This is a genomic window from Haloterrigena turkmenica DSM 5511 (genome assembly GCF_000025325.1).
GTDB classification, from domain to species: Archaea; Halobacteriota; Halobacteria; order Halobacteriales; family Natrialbaceae; genus Haloterrigena; species Haloterrigena turkmenica.
Genome location: NC_013743.1, coordinates 3,083,570 through 3,096,533 on the forward strand (window position 1 = coordinate 3,083,570; position 12,964 = coordinate 3,096,533).

At 65.8% G+C, this 12,964-nt stretch carries 15 protein-coding genes; 10 read left to right on the plus strand and 5 right to left on the minus strand.

Annotation, left to right across the window (positions count from 1 at the left end; genetic code table 11):
* Positions 1-25: 25 nt before the first annotated feature.
* From HTUR_RS14820 to HTUR_RS14835, 4 genes are all read left to right on the plus strand, one after another.
* The gene (locus tag HTUR_RS14820) at positions 26-1,225 is read left to right on the plus strand and encodes a redox-regulated ATPase YchF (protein WP_012944132.1); all 1,200 of its coding nucleotides are present in this window, start codon (positions 26-28) and stop codon (positions 1,223-1,225) included.
* A 322-nt stretch (positions 1,226-1,547) separates the two neighbouring features.
* On the plus strand, positions 1,548-2,021 hold the full coding sequence (locus HTUR_RS14825; RefSeq protein WP_012944133.1) for an Lrp/AsnC family transcriptional regulator: 474 nt from the start codon (positions 1,548-1,550) through the stop codon (positions 2,019-2,021).
* The gene (locus HTUR_RS14830; protein ID WP_012944134.1) at positions 2,018-2,356 is read left to right on the plus strand and encodes a HalOD1 output domain-containing protein; all 339 of its coding nucleotides are present in this window, start codon (positions 2,018-2,020) and stop codon (positions 2,354-2,356) included. The genes HTUR_RS14825 and HTUR_RS14830 overlap by 4 nt, the downstream gene beginning before the upstream one ends.
* A 288-nt stretch (positions 2,357-2,644) precedes the next feature.
* Positions 2,645-3,226 (plus strand): DUF7344 domain-containing protein, encoded by a 582-nt coding sequence (locus HTUR_RS14835; RefSeq protein ID WP_012944135.1) that lies wholly within the window; start codon positions 2,645-2,647, stop codon positions 3,224-3,226.
* Between the two features lie 446 nt (positions 3,227-3,672).
* Here HTUR_RS14835 and HTUR_RS14840 read toward each other — a convergent pair whose 3' ends face one another.
* The gene (locus HTUR_RS14840; protein ID WP_012944136.1) at positions 3,673-4,080 is read right to left on the minus strand and encodes a polyketide cyclase; all 408 of its coding nucleotides are present in this window, start codon (positions 4,078-4,080) and stop codon (positions 3,673-3,675) included.
* Between the two features lie 95 nt (positions 4,081-4,175).
* On the opposite strand from HTUR_RS14840, the gene HTUR_RS14845 reads away from it, so the two are divergent.
* Positions 4,176-5,831 carry a spermidine synthase gene (locus tag HTUR_RS14845; RefSeq protein ID WP_012944137.1) on the plus strand — a complete coding sequence of 552 codons (1,656 nt, stop codon included), beginning with the start codon at positions 4,176-4,178 and terminating at the stop codon, positions 5,829-5,831.
* Between the two features lie 11 nt (positions 5,832-5,842).
* On the opposite strand, the gene HTUR_RS14850 is transcribed toward HTUR_RS14845, so the two are convergent.
* The 3 genes from HTUR_RS14850 to HTUR_RS14860 all read right to left on the minus strand — a co-directional run bounded on the left by HTUR_RS14850 (position 5,843) and on the right by HTUR_RS14860 (position 7,576).
* A complete protein-coding gene (locus HTUR_RS14850; protein ID WP_012944138.1) occupies positions 5,843-6,706 on the minus strand; it encodes an SDR family oxidoreductase in 864 nt (287 codons plus the stop codon).
* Positions 6,707-6,781: 75 nt separating this feature from the next.
* A complete protein-coding gene (locus HTUR_RS14855) occupies positions 6,782-7,210 on the minus strand; it encodes a universal stress protein (RefSeq protein ID WP_012944139.1) in 429 nt (142 codons plus the stop codon).
* A gap of 159 nt (positions 7,211-7,369) precedes the next feature.
* A complete protein-coding gene (locus tag HTUR_RS14860; RefSeq protein ID WP_012944140.1) occupies positions 7,370-7,576 on the minus strand; it encodes a hypothetical protein in 207 nt (68 codons plus the stop codon).
* A gap of 114 nt (positions 7,577-7,690) precedes the next feature.
* On the opposite strand from HTUR_RS14860, the gene pdhA reads away from it, so the two are divergent.
* From pdhA to HTUR_RS14880, 4 genes are all read left to right on the plus strand, one after another.
* A complete protein-coding gene (pdhA, locus tag HTUR_RS14865) occupies positions 7,691-8,827 on the plus strand; it encodes a pyruvate dehydrogenase (acetyl-transferring) E1 component subunit alpha (protein ID WP_049941757.1) in 1,137 nt (378 codons plus the stop codon).
* 71 nt (positions 8,828-8,898) lie between these two features.
* Positions 8,899-9,414, plus strand: coding sequence for a hypothetical protein (locus HTUR_RS14870; RefSeq protein WP_012944142.1), 516 nt, complete (start codon positions 8,899-8,901; stop codon positions 9,412-9,414).
* 84 nt (positions 9,415-9,498) lie between these two features.
* Positions 9,499-10,692, plus strand: coding sequence for a CaiB/BaiF CoA transferase family protein (locus HTUR_RS14875; protein WP_012944143.1), 1,194 nt, complete (start codon positions 9,499-9,501; stop codon positions 10,690-10,692).
* Positions 10,693-10,907: 215 nt separating this feature from the next.
* Entirely contained in the window at positions 10,908-11,354 is a 447-nt protein-coding gene (locus HTUR_RS14880; protein WP_012944144.1) for a CBS domain-containing protein, read from the plus strand.
* Between the two features lie 50 nt (positions 11,355-11,404).
* Here HTUR_RS14880 and HTUR_RS14885 read toward each other — a convergent pair whose 3' ends face one another.
* Positions 11,405-11,923 carry a gamma carbonic anhydrase family protein gene (locus HTUR_RS14885; RefSeq protein ID WP_012944145.1) on the minus strand — a complete coding sequence of 173 codons (519 nt, stop codon included), beginning with the start codon at positions 11,921-11,923 and terminating at the stop codon, positions 11,405-11,407.
* A 222-nt stretch (positions 11,924-12,145) separates the two neighbouring features.
* Here HTUR_RS14885 and HTUR_RS14890 point away from each other — a divergent pair, with 222 nt between their 5' ends.
* Positions 12,146-12,943 carry a helix-hairpin-helix domain-containing protein gene (locus tag HTUR_RS14890; RefSeq protein ID WP_012944146.1) on the plus strand — a complete coding sequence of 266 codons (798 nt, stop codon included), beginning with the start codon at positions 12,146-12,148 and terminating at the stop codon, positions 12,941-12,943.
* The last annotated feature ends 21 nt before the right edge of the window (positions 12,944-12,964 follow it).

Consider the following 12,964-nt stretch of genomic DNA (forward strand, 5'->3'; position numbering starts at 1 on the left):
AGGGCGGCCACGCCAGGGTCGGGTAATGAGTACGAGTTACCGGATCGGACTCGTCGGCAAACCTTCCGTCGGCAAGTCCTCCTTCTTCAATGCGGCCACGATGAACGACGTGCCCGAGGGCGCGTACCCGTTCACGACCATCGACCCCAGCGTGGGCGAGGCCTACGTCCGCGTCGACTGTGCGGCCCCCGAGTTCGACGAGGAGTGTACCCCCAACGTCGGCTACTGCGACCACGGGACCCGGTTCGTCCCGACGAAACTCGTCGACGTCGCCGGTCTCATTCCCGGCGCCCACGAGGGCGCGGGCCTCGGCAACCAGTTCCTCAGCGACCTGAACGAGACCGACGTGCTCGTCCACGTCGTCGACTTCTCGGGACAGACCGACCTCGAGGGCGAACCCACTGAGGACCACGACCCGCGGAAGGACATCGCCTTCTTGGAGGAGGAACTCGATCAGTGGTATCTTGACGTCTTGGAGAAGGGGATCAACCGGTACGAGTCCGGGTATACCACCGAGGAGGACGCCATCGAGGAAGAGCTCGCCGAGCAGATGAGCGCGTTCAAGACGAACGAGGACGAGATCAAGCGGCTCATCCGCCGGATCGACGTCGGCTTCGACCCCGCCGAGTGGGACGACGAGGACAAACTCGAACTCGCGCGCGAGATCCGCACGGAGACCAAGCCGATGGTCATCGCGGCGAACAAGATGGACACGCCCGAGGCACAGGAAAACTACGAGGAGATCACGAACGATCCCGAGTACGACCACCTGACGATCGTCCCCTGCAGCGCCCACGCCGAGAAGGCGCTGAAGTCGGCGGACAAGGCCGACGTCGTCGACTACCGCCCCGGCGACGCCGACTTCGAGATCACGGGCGATATTTCGGGCGACCAGGAACAGGGCCTAGAGCAGATCCGGGACTTCCTCTCCGAGTACGGCGCGACGGGCGTCCAGGCGGCCCTCGAGACCGCGCTGTTCGACGTGTTAGGCGTCGTACCGGTGTTCCCCGGCGGCGCGAACGGGCTGGGCAACGAACGGGGTGAGGTGTTGCCCGACTGCTACCTGATCCCGCCGAACTCGACGGCCGAGGACTTCGCGTACAGCCTCCACTCCGACATCGGCGACGGCTTCCTCCACGCCATCGACTGCCGGACGAACCGCCAGCTCGGCAAGGACTACGAAGTCGAGTCCCGCGACGTGATCGAGGTCATCACGACGAACTGAGCGCCCGGTCGGCGCCTCGAGACGGTGCGGTCCGCTTTTCGCCGCGATACGAACGGTACGTCGACGAGCCGTAACGAGAGCCGTCTCCGTTCGGTGGCCCGTCGCGAGCGGTCCGCGCCCGTCGCCAGCGGCCGGCAGCCCGGAGCCGCGACACGATATCTGTCTGTATATTCGTTTTTACGTCACTTTCGAGTTGCGAAGTATACAGGTTCGCCCGTCGCGCACCATATATTTTCACCTCTCGTCTGCTGATTGTAAAGAGTACCGTCGTATTTTGGGGAAAATATGATCCCAGGGTGTGAGTACTGCAAAATCGTGATTCATGGAGTTAGATGACGTCAACAAGGGGATCCTGTACGTACTCCAACACGACTCTCGGCAGATCACGACGCGCGAGATGGCGGATCGAATCGGCGTCTCGGCCAGTACGATTCGGAATCGGATCGAGCGACTGGAAGAGGAGGGCGTCATCCGGGGCTACTATCCGGAAATCGACTACGACAACGCGGGGCTCCAGTTACACGTGCTCTTCGTCTGTAGCGCGTCCGGCGTCGAACGGAGCGCGCTCGCCGAAACGGCCAGAAACGTGAGCGGCGTCGTGAGCGTGCAGGAGGTCCTCGACGGGACGGAGAACGTTCGGATCGAAGCCGTCGGGACGGATACCGACGACATCGCTCGCGTCGGCGACGAGTTGAGCGCGATTGGTCTCTCGATCGCCAACTCGAAGGTGTTCAAGAGTTCGCACAGACAGCCGTTCGATCACTTCGGCGAACAACTCGTCGACGAACCAGAATGACGGGAGGAACGCCTGTAGCTATCGAGACGCTCGAGTACGAGCCGGAGACGAATACGTACCGGATCGCGTACGACGCGGGGACGACGCCGCCGAGCCTCGCCGTCGCCTCGGCCCTCGACTCCCTCTCCGACGGCGGACGCGACGACGCGCCGCTGTACGACGCGATCGACCCCGATGCGCTCGATCGACTCCTGTCGCCCTCCGATCCCGCCGAGACCGCGGATCGGCGCTCGGTCGCGTTCTCCGCTCGCGGGTTTCGAATCACCGCGTCCAGCCGAGGCTACCTCGAGGTGCGGTCGGACCGCGACGGAGACGGCGCGGAGGGGCCGGAATGACCGTCGACCCGGGGGAGCGGCGTCGATCCGCGACGCTCCCGGTTCGAGTCGGGTGCCGACGCCGATGGAGCGGACGCCCCGACCGTCCGAGAGACGGCGCGTGGCGCAGCGGAATCTCGTAGCGGATCGAGACCGAGCGACACGGGTTCGTGAATCGTCGCGTTCCGTCGGACAATCGGTTCGATCGCCCGACGGGAGAACTCCGAGAGAGTTATCTCTATCATTCCATCCCCAGAAACCATACAATAAAGTTTAGGTCGGTCTGATTCACCTACTCGAGTGAGCAGTATGTCAGTTACAGACCGCCCTGTGCATCCGCCGAGCGCCTCCGCCAGCGAGACCGGCGAACCGGAAGCCGAAACGTCCGCAGCCCTCTCCCCCGACGAAACGTTCCACATCCTCCAGACCTTCCGACGACGGGAGTCGATCCGATACCTGCTGCGGGAAGACGGCCCCGTCAAGATGCGCGACGTCGCCGAACACGTCGCCGTGCGGGAACACGAGACGACCGTGGCCGAACTCACCTCCGCGCAGCGCCAGCGCGTCTACATCCCGCTTTACCAGTCGCATCTACCGAAGCTCGACACGGCCGGCGTCATCGAGTACGACAAGCCGCGCGGAATCGTGCGGCCGACCGATCGACTCGAGTCGTTTCGCCCGTATCTCGAGGCGGCAACGACCCCGACGGACGCGGAGTTCGGTCGAGCGGACCGCGAGGCAGCCTCGAACGGACGGCGCCAGTCCGTCGCGGCGCTCGGGGCGATCGTCGCCGTTCTGTTCTCGATCGCGGCGAGCGCGCTGGAGGCCTCCGGCGTGATCCTCGGAGCGGTACTCGCCGCGCTCGTCCTCGTCGCGGTGGCGGTATTCTGATCCGGTCGCGACGCGGCGATCCGCTTACCGCCGCCAGATCGTGCGCTGGGCCGCGTCGTTCAGCCGGCTCAGAGGCCGGCGATCCAGGGGACGCGGCAGCGACGTCTTTCGTCAGGTGAATGTCTACCAAACAATTACGGGCATCGATGTGAAACGACAGATCGCCCGTCTCACCCGCTCCGACGGAGCCACGGCTCGTCGGTATGGTCTCGCCGTGAAAACGGGAGCGGGTGGTGTGTCTTACTGCGACGCAGCTCCCGTAGGAGACAGTCGCAACTGGACGCTAATAATGGCATCGTCTCGAGACGAATCGATGGGTTCGAACGACGTCGATACGACGGTTCTTGACCCTCGAGTCGCGACGCACCAATGCGCTCGGATTCGGGCGACGGTCCCGTCACCGCGCTCGCGGGCGATCGCATCCGCGAGTCACCTGCGTCCGTAACTCAGTCGAACGCGTCCTCGAGGGCCTCGAGCAGCCGCGAGCACTCGCCCTTCCGTTTCCAGGCGGCGATCCGGTCACCGAAGGGCAGCGGGGCCGACAGCGAGACCGACGAGCGGATCGCGACCCGCGTCCCGTCGGCGGCGTCCTCGAGTTCGATCCACGTCTCCATGTGGGAAAACGGACCCTGGTCGCCCTCCTGCGTGTAGTATATCGCGCCGTCGCGGTCCTCGAACCGCAACGGGAACTGCATTCCGGGGCCGGTGGCGAGGACGACCACCGCGTCGTCCCGGTCGTCGACCGCCTCGACGGTGAAACTCCCCTCCGCGCGGACGATCGTCGGCGGATCGAGCCACTCCGAGAGCTCCGCGGGCGTCGCGTCGACGACTCGAGCGACCGTCACCTGACGCATACCGTCCACGTTCGACCCGACTGATATAAATGCCGGTGGCGGCGATCGCCACCGAGGCGACAAGTTCTCGTCGTCGGGGCCCAATCTCGAAACGAATGACCGCGCGGACCGCGCTCTCCTATCGACCCGCGAAGCCCGAACTCGCCGTCTTCGTCTCGGGGATCACCAGCATGGGGATCGAAATCCTCGCCCTCCGGATCGTCGCGCCGCAGTTCGGCAGCCACATCTACACCGTCGGCGGCATCATGACGGTCTGTCTCGCGGCGCTGAGCCTGGGCTACTGGCAGGGCGGCAAACGGGCGATCGATGCGACCAACCGGGAGATGACGTGGCTGTTGCTCGGGACGGCGGTGTACATGGCGGTCGTGATCTACGCCAGCGACATGCTGTTGAGCCAGACCGCCGCGCTGGCGTTACCGGCGCGATACGCCGCCCTTCCCTCGTCGATCATCCTGTTCGGTCCGCCGACCTACCTGCTCGGCTTCATCAGCCCCTACGCGGCCGAACTCTCCAGAAAGGAGAGCACCGGCGAGGCGTCGGGCCACGTCTACGCGCTGGGGACGATCGGCAGTATCCTCGGCTCGGCCGCGACGACGTTCGTCCTCATCCCCGCGCTGACCGTCAACACTATTGGCCTCGTCTTCGGCATCACCCTCGTCGCGACGGCGATCGCCATCGAGGCGCCGTCGCTGCCCCAGAAGCCGACGCTCGCGAGCGTCGGAATCGCGGTTCTGCTCGTCGTTGCAACCGGCGCCGGACCGGTCGCGCTCGACCACCGCGGCGACGTCGTCTACCAGACCCAGACCGCCTATCAGGAACTCGAGGTCGTCGACAACGGCGACGTCCGGACGCTGTACTTAGACGGCGCTCGCCACAGCGCGATGGATCTCGAGGAACCCGACCGCCACGTCTTCGAGTACACGAAGTACTTCCACCTGCCGATGCTCATGACTGACGACGTCGATGACGTCGATAACGTGCTGTTCATCGGCGGGGGCGGCTACACCGGGCCGAAGGACTTCGAGCGCCGGTACGACGTCGACGTAGACGTCGTCGAAATAGACCCGCAGGTGACCGAGACCGCCGAGGAGTACTTCCGTCTCGAGCACGGCGAGAACATGACGTCCCACACCATCGACGGCAAGCAGTACCTCCAGAACACCGACGAGACCTACGACGTGATCGTCCTCGACGCCTACAAGAAGGATCAGGTCCCCTTCCACCTGACCACCATCGAGTTCATGGAACTCGCCTCTGATCGGCTGGCCGACGACGGGATCTTCCACGCCAACGTCATCGCCGCGCCGAGCGGTTCCGCCGGCGAGTTCTACCGCGCCCAGTGGAAGACGATGGACGAAGCCTTCGGCGGCACGTACGCGTTCCGGACCTCGAACACGAACGAGATCCAGAACATCGAAATCGCGGCGACCAACGCCGAGACCGACTTCTCCGAGGCCGACCTCGCCGAGCGAAACGACGAGCGCGACCTCGGCATCAACCTCTCCGACGAGGTCGACCACTACATGGACGCGCCGGACACCTCGGACGCGCCCGTGCTCCGCGACGACCGCGGCGGGGTCGACAGCCTGCTCGATCCGATGCTCGGCCAGCGCTACGTCATCGAGGAGACCGAGGACGGCTCGAGTGCCGGCGGCGACGGCGGTGGCTCGGCCGCACCCGCGGTCGCGCTCGGCACGACCCCGCTCGTGGTCGCGGCCGCTCCGAAGAAACGAGCCAGAGTCGAACGTTAACCGTCCAGCTCTCACTCTGGCCGCTGATAGTCGGGATCGAACAGCTGCGCCGATCCGGGCTCCGGGTCGCCCTCGGTGAGGTTGTACCGCGAGAAGTCCTCGAGCCCCGCCTCTCGCAACAGTTCTTCGTCGTAGACGACGTTTCCGGTGAACGAGGCCGGATCCCGAGAGAGGATCTCGAGGACCGCATCGGCGACGATCTCCGGACTGCGCCAGTCGTCTTCGGTCCCCATCCCGAAGTGGCGGGTCGCACGCGTATCGATCGCCGTCACGGGCCAGAAGGCGTTACAGCCGACGTCGTCGGCCGCGAGTTCGCTCGCCATCGAGAGCGTGAGGAAGGTCATGCCGAGCTTCGACCACGCGTACGGTGCCAGATCCGGCGCGCGATCGATACTCACTGGCGGCGCGTTCGCCAGCAGCCACGAGTCGTCGGCCTCGCGGAGGTGGTCCGCGAACGCCCGCGAGACGAGGTACGTCCCGCGTACGTTGACGTCGGTCAGGAGGTCGAACCGCTTCGGCGGGAGCTCCGCGACGGCCGCGAGCTGGATCGCGCTCGCGTTATTGACGACGATCTCGACGGTCCCGAACTCGTCGATGGCCCGCTCCGCGGCCGCTTCGACGGCCGCCTCGTCGCGGACGTCCAACTGAATCGGCAGCGCCTCGACGCCGCGCTCCCGCGCTTCGCGGGCCGTCCGTTCGATCGTCCCCTCGAGGTCGCTGTCCGCGTAGTCCTCGTCCCCCTCGCTCGTTTTGCCGGTCGAGACGATGGTACAGCCCTGCTCGGCCAGCGCGAGCGCGATGGCCTTGCCGATGCCGCGGGTCGTGCCGGTGATGAACGCCGTCTTGCCGGAGAGATCGGGTCGATCGAGAGCCATGTGCTACCGTCTCCCGTTCACGTGATAAATCCCGGCGACGGCCCGAAATTCGGGCAGTGTCGACGGCTCTTCCCCTCACTCCTCGCGCTCACTGCCGGTGACGACGACCGGGCGATCGCTGGCCAGAATCACCGACTGCGTGAGGCTGCCGAACACGGCCTTTCCGACGGGCGATCGCTTCCGGCCGCCGAGGACGATGGCGTCGGCGTCGCGCTCGTCGGCCGCCCCGAGAACGTCGTCCGCTTCGATTTCGCCGCTGCGCTCGAGGACGGTGACGTCGACGCCGGCCTCCTCGAGACGCCCCCGCGCGCGCCGGACGGACGCGACCCGCGAGGCGGACTTGTAGCGTTCGATCTCCTCCGGAAGGTCCTCGGTCTCGTCCGTGAAGACGAACAGGATCGAGGCCTCGACGGACTCGGCGGCGTGGGGGAGCGACGCGACGTACTCGGCCTGCGCGATCGCTCGGCTCTCGTTCGTGTCGACGGGCATCAGAACGTGGTACATGGACGAGTGTTCAACTGACTGAATGATAAAACCGCCTTCACCTGTTACGGTTCCGGGAGTACCTCGAGGGCGGCGCGACCGCTCCGGGACGAATCGACCGCCAAAAACGATGGTCGCTTGCTGTCGTTTCGCGACCGGGGACGCGAATCGAACGGCGTCCTACTCCTCGTCCTCGTCTTCGTCGCCTTCGTCGGCGTCTTCCGCTTCCTCGCCTTCGACCTCGATCTCCGCCTCGACCTCGATCGTCAGTCCGTCCGTCTCGAACTCGCCTTCGAACTCGCGGCGGTCCTCGGCCTCGAGTTCGAGTTCCTCGCTGTCGACTTCGACCTCTACCTCGACATCGACGGTGACGTCGGAATCGTCCATATCTGCCCGTCAACCGAGAACGGTAAAATAGTACCGAGTGCTCTCGCCGGTCGAGGGGACGTGGGTATTGGACGCACGAGTATCGTTATGTACCCGGGAGCCAACAGCCAACGTATGGCAGGAGACGCCGTAGAGCGCGCCGTTCTCGAGCGCGAACCCGACGATCGGATCCGGGTGCTCGACGCCGACGGGACGGTCGTCGCGCCGGAACTGGAACCCGACCTCGCCGACGCGACGCTGCGGTCGATGTACCGGGATATGTACTTTTCGCGGCGGTTCGACGAGCGGATGATCAGCCTCCAGCGGCAGGGCCGACTGGGAACCTACGCCTCGCTGGCGGGCCAGGAGGGTTCCCAGATCGGGTCGACGTACGCGCTCGCGGACGACGACATGCTCTCCTTTCAGTATCGAGAACACGGGGCCATCGTCTCGCGGGACCTCCCGTGGGAGTACCTGCTGTACTGGATGGGCCACGAAGACGGCAACGCGGCCCTGGCCGAGATCGACGTCTTCCCGCTGAACATCTCGATCGGCGGCCACCTCCCTCACGCGGTCGGCTGGTCGTGGGCCGCGAAGCTCAACGACGACGAACGCGCGAGCGTCGTCCACTTCGGCGACGGAGCCACGTCGGAGGGCGATTTCCACGAGGCGATGAACTTCGCGGGCGTCTTCGACACGCCCACGATCTTCGTCTGTAACAACAACCAGTGGGCCATCTCGATCGCGCGGGAGAACCAGACCGCGAGCGCCACCATCGCCCAGAAGGCCGACGCCTACGGCTTCGAGGGCGTCCAGGTCGACGGGATGGATCCGCTGGCGAGTTACGTCGTCACGGGGGCCGCACGGGAGAAAGCAATCGCCGCTCGCTCCGGCGACGACGGCCGACCGCGACCGACGCTGATCGAGGCCGTCCAGTACCGCTACGGCGCGCACACGACCGCGGACGATCCCTCGGTCTATCGCGACGACGAAGAAGTCGAGCGCTGGCGCGAGCGAGACCCCATCGATCGGTTCGAGACCTACCTCCGGAACCGCGGCGTCCTCGACGACGAGCGGATCGAGACGATCGAGTCCGAAATCGAGGCTACCCTCGAGGAGCTGGTCGATCGGGCCGAGTCCGCCGAGGCCGACCCGCGCGGGATTTTCGAGCACGCGTACGACGAACCGACGCCGCGACTTGAGGCCCAGCGCGAGGACCTCGAGGCGCTGCGGGAACGACACGGCGACGATGAATTACTCGATTACGAGTAACGATCGCACCATAAAGCCGGAACTGGGACAGGACAACGGCTACCGGGGCGTCGTCCCTTTCGGCGAGTAATATGCAACTCGAGCAGCCGACGCAGGTCGAGGGATCGACACGGGAGTCGGGCTGGAGCGGGACGGTTCCCAGCGCGATCGACGCGCGGATCCTCGGGCTTGTCGTCGTGGTGGGCGGACTGGCCGCGTCAGTGAACATCCCCTACGGCGGCGTGCCGATGGCCCTCGCCGCGTTCGCCGTGCTGGTCGGCGGCGGCGTCGTCGCCCATGTGCTCGGCGAGCGGCAACTCCGCCGGATCACGGACGGCCTCGTCGAGCGGTGGGTCGACGACGGCGCCTATATCGAGGACGTCACCCGATCGTCCGACGGAATGCGGACCGAGTGGGAGATTCACACGCCCGACGGCGAGATCCGTATCGGCGGCCTCGCACTGGTCCCGATCAGCCGCTTCTCGGTCGAGTGGCAGGGCGTCGGCGACACCATGGACGCGAGCGAAGCGGAGGAGAACCTCGACGCCCTCGCGCGAGGGCTCTACGCCGAGTTCTTCGACATCGGCTCGGCGACGCAGCGCTCGTAGTTCGATTCGCGGTTCGCGACCTCGTTCTCGGCTCTCGCGTGCGACGACCCATACGATAAACTAACAGGACGACGAGGGCACCGTATGCGCCTCGATGGCATTCGTGTGCTCGACTGCTCGCGGCTGCTGCCCGGCCCCTACGCGACGCAGTTGCTGGCCGACTGCGGCGCCGAGGTGGTGAAGGTAGAGGACACCGACGCCGGCGACTACGCTCGAGCGATGGAGCCGCACACGGCAGACGGCGTCGGCGCGATTTTCGAGATGGTCAACCGCGGCAAGCGCAGCGTCGCGATCGACCTGAAAACCGACGGCGGACGGGCGGCGTTCTACCGGCTCGTCGAGGGCGCCGACGTCGTCCTCGAGGGATTCCGGCCGGGCGTGGTCGATCGGCTGGGAATCGACTACGAGACGCTCACGGAGCACAACGACGAGCTGATCTACTGCTCGCTCACCGGCTACGGTCAGGACGGCCCGTGGGCGGATCGGGCCGGCCACGACTTGAACTACGTCGCGCTGGCGGGCTTGCTCGATATGACGCGGGAATCGCCCGAGGAGAAACCGCAGGTGCCCGGCTACCCGATCGGCGACATGGCCGGCGGACTGTTCGCCGCGTTCGCTATCGTCGGAGCGGTGCTCTCGAGGGAACTCGGCAACGCCGGCGGCGAGTACGTCGACGTCGCGATGGCCGACGTTGTCGCCTCGTTCGCCCAGCCGATCGCCTATCAGGCCGCGACCGGCGACCCCGACGAGCCGCGACCCGGGGAGACACCGCTGACGGGCGCCTATCCGTGGTACGACTGCTACGAGACCGCCGACGGGAACTGGGTGACGCTCGCGGCCCTCGAGCCGGGGTTCTGGCGGGCGTTCTGCGAGGCCGTCGATCGGGACGACCTCGCCGACGAGCACGGCGCGGAGGATCCGGCCGTTCGCGCCGCGCTCGAGGTCGAACTCCGGGATCTCTTCCGTGAACGGACCCGTGACGAGTGGGAGGCGGCCCTCGAGGGCGTCGACGCGGCGTTCGCCGGCGTCTACTCGCCCGCCGAGATGATTGAACACCCCCAGTTTCGGGCGCGAGATCTCATCGAGCGTCCGAATGGCGCCCCGCCGCGGATCGGATTTCCGGCCCGGTTCGGCGACGAAACCGCAGAGACGACGGAGAGCGCGGAACTCGACGAACGCGTCCCGACGCAGGGCGAACACACCCGCCGGTATCTCGCCGAGGCGGGCTATAGCGACGCGGAGATCGACGCGCTCTACGACGCCGGCGCCGTCCGGTGAGCCGATAGCGACGGTCGGAAACGGGCCGGACGGCGGGACGAGGCCCGCGCTCGTTCGGCTACTGTACAGACGGACTATATAGCAACAAACCCCCATATTTCTCCCAATTGTGTTCTATAAGGCCAATTTAAAACACACTTCGGCACAATACTAGGACATAGATTTCATATGTCCGAAGTAATTATGTGGCGGATCGTGGTAGCGACGTGCAAGCGATGATCGACGTTCCACTCGAACGCGTATTGACTCAGCCCGGTCGAACGATCCAGCCCGAAGCGCCCATCACCGAAGCCGCGGAGCGACTCCGCGACCCGGACGTGTCGGCGCTTGTCGTCCTCGAGGACGAAACCGTCGTCGGAATCGTCACTGAATCGGATATCGTCGCCTTCGTCGCCGAGACGCTCGAACCGCACCCGGTCAGGACGGTCATGTCGTCGCCGGTCACCACGATTTCGCGACACGAATCGCTGGTGGCCGCCGCGGAAACGATGCGCACCGACGGCGTGAAACACCTCCCGGTCGTCAGCGACGGCGCCTACTGCGGGCTCGTCTCCGCGTCGACGCTCGCGCCGTACCTCTCGCGGCGTCGACTCGAGATCGACTGGGAGGACGACCCGGTTCGCATCGACGACGACGGGCAGGAAATCCCGGTCAGCGAGTAGCAGGCCGCTCCACCGACTCGTCTACCCGTCTACCGCTGCGCGACCGGCGCTCAGTCGAACAGTTCCTCGTGGCGACCGGCCAGGTTCGTGTACTCGCCCGACGAGAAGTCCTCGAAGATCGCCTCGGCGTCGACGCCGGTCTCCTCGAGCGGCGTGATTCTGGCAGGGACGCCGCGGGCGAACGACTCGGGCGGGATGTCGTATTCGTCGGGTACCACCGTCCCGGCGGCGACGACGCTGCCCGCGCCGACGGTCGACCCCGTGTTGACCGTCGCGTTGAATCCGATCAGCGTTCCCTCCTCGACGGTCGCCTCGTTGAGCACCGCGCCGTGGCCGATCATGACGCGATCCGCGAGGGTCGAGGCGTGAATCGTCGCGTTGTCGCCGATATGCGCCTGTTTACCGACGCGGACGGGACCGATGTCGCCCCTGAGGACGACCCCCGGCCAGACGCTCGCCTCGGCATCGATCCGAACGTCGCCGACCAACGTCGCTTCCCGACTCACCGCTGCCGCGTCGTCGACCGTCGGTTCCGTCCCCTCGAACGCGTAGGTTCGACTGTCCACCATGGTGAACGGACCACGAAGGCCCTCATAATTCTCAATGGCCCGTACCGTGACACTCAGTCTCGCGTGACGGTCGCCGGCACGCGGAGCTAGCGACTGGATTGCGATATGAGGTATTTCATACCAATAGATACCATTCAGTGGTTTGCAAGCCCGCCCCTTATCCTCGGTCGGCACCCACTACCGAGTGAACCAATGAGTCAATCGGAATCCCCCATTCGAGCGATGTTCGACGTCCAGCGAACCGCGGTCAAAGGAAGCCAGCAGCTGTTCAAACAGGGACTGTCCGCCCAGTCGAACGTCGACACGATGGCGTTGACCGGACTGAAAGGCCAGGAGTCGCTCCAGCGCCAGCAACTCGAGCTCGCGCAGGCGGCGACTCACAGTTACGTCAACGCGACGACCGCGCTGTTCCCCGGCGACGAGTCCACGGACGCTCACCGAACGGTCGACGAGACGTTCGCGCAGCTGAAAACGAACCATGCCGAGTTCTACGACGCCCTCGAGCGCGAACTCGAGCGGGACGTCGACTCCGCGGACGAACTCTCGGACGAGTTCGTCGACGCGCTCGAAGAGCAGACCGACCAGTTCCTCGAGCTGTCCCAGTCGGTCGAGGACCAGACGGTCCAGAACGTCGACGAGCTCTCGAGTCAGCTCGAGGAGCAACTCGAGCGGACCCGAGAACTGCAGGATCAGTTCGAGGAGCAACTCGAGCGCCAGACCGACGACGCCGCGGAGCTGCTCGACCGCCAGGCCGAACAGATCGAAGAGTTCCAGCAGCAACTCGAGGAGCAGGCCGAAGAAGCGACGCAGCAGATCACGGCAGAGACGAAGATCGAGACCGATCCGGAGCATACGCTCGAAGCCGTCGCCGGAATCGATGCGGACGTCCGGGAGCAACTCGCCGACGCCGGCATCGCGACGGTCGACGATCTCGTGCGCGCCGATGCCGAGACCGTCGCCGAGGCCGCCGACGTCTCGGAAAGCGACGCCGAAGAGTGGATCGACCAGGCCGAAGCCTGAGCACGGTTTTCCGCGCCGAGA

Excerpts from the sequence above, each read along its gene's own strand:
- HTUR_RS14820 (WP_012944132.1), top strand. The coding sequence starts at position 26 with ATGAGTACGAGTTACCGGATCGGACTCGTCGGCAAACCTTCCGTCGGC.
- HTUR_RS14825 (WP_012944133.1), top strand. The coding sequence starts at position 1,548 with ATGGAGTTAGATGACGTCAACAAGGGGATCCTGTACGTACTCCAACAC.
- HTUR_RS14830 (WP_012944134.1), top strand. The coding sequence starts at position 2,018 with ATGACGGGAGGAACGCCTGTAGCTATCGAGACGCTCGAGTACGAGCCG.
- HTUR_RS14835 (WP_012944135.1), top strand. The coding sequence starts at position 2,645 with ATGTCAGTTACAGACCGCCCTGTGCATCCGCCGAGCGCCTCCGCCAGC.
- HTUR_RS14840 (WP_012944136.1), bottom strand. The coding sequence starts at position 4,080 with ATGCGTCAGGTGACGGTCGCTCGAGTCGTCGACGCGACGCCCGCGGAG.
- HTUR_RS14845 (WP_012944137.1), top strand. The coding sequence starts at position 4,176 with ATGACCGCGCGGACCGCGCTCTCCTATCGACCCGCGAAGCCCGAACTC.
- HTUR_RS14850 (WP_012944138.1), bottom strand. The coding sequence starts at position 6,706 with ATGGCTCTCGATCGACCCGATCTCTCCGGCAAGACGGCGTTCATCACC.
- HTUR_RS14855 (WP_012944139.1), bottom strand. The coding sequence starts at position 7,210 with ATGTACCACGTTCTGATGCCCGTCGACACGAACGAGAGCCGAGCGATC.
- HTUR_RS14860 (WP_012944140.1), bottom strand. The coding sequence starts at position 7,576 with ATGGACGATTCCGACGTCACCGTCGATGTCGAGGTAGAGGTCGAAGTC.
- pdhA (WP_049941757.1), top strand. The coding sequence starts at position 7,691 with ATGGCAGGAGACGCCGTAGAGCGCGCCGTTCTCGAGCGCGAACCCGAC.
- HTUR_RS14870 (WP_012944142.1), top strand. The coding sequence starts at position 8,899 with ATGCAACTCGAGCAGCCGACGCAGGTCGAGGGATCGACACGGGAGTCG.
- HTUR_RS14875 (WP_012944143.1), top strand. The coding sequence starts at position 9,499 with ATGCGCCTCGATGGCATTCGTGTGCTCGACTGCTCGCGGCTGCTGCCC.
- HTUR_RS14880 (WP_012944144.1), top strand. The coding sequence starts at position 10,908 with ATGATCGACGTTCCACTCGAACGCGTATTGACTCAGCCCGGTCGAACG.
- HTUR_RS14885 (WP_012944145.1), bottom strand. The coding sequence starts at position 11,923 with ATGGTGGACAGTCGAACCTACGCGTTCGAGGGGACGGAACCGACGGTC.
- HTUR_RS14890 (WP_012944146.1), top strand. The coding sequence starts at position 12,146 with ATGTTCGACGTCCAGCGAACCGCGGTCAAAGGAAGCCAGCAGCTGTTC.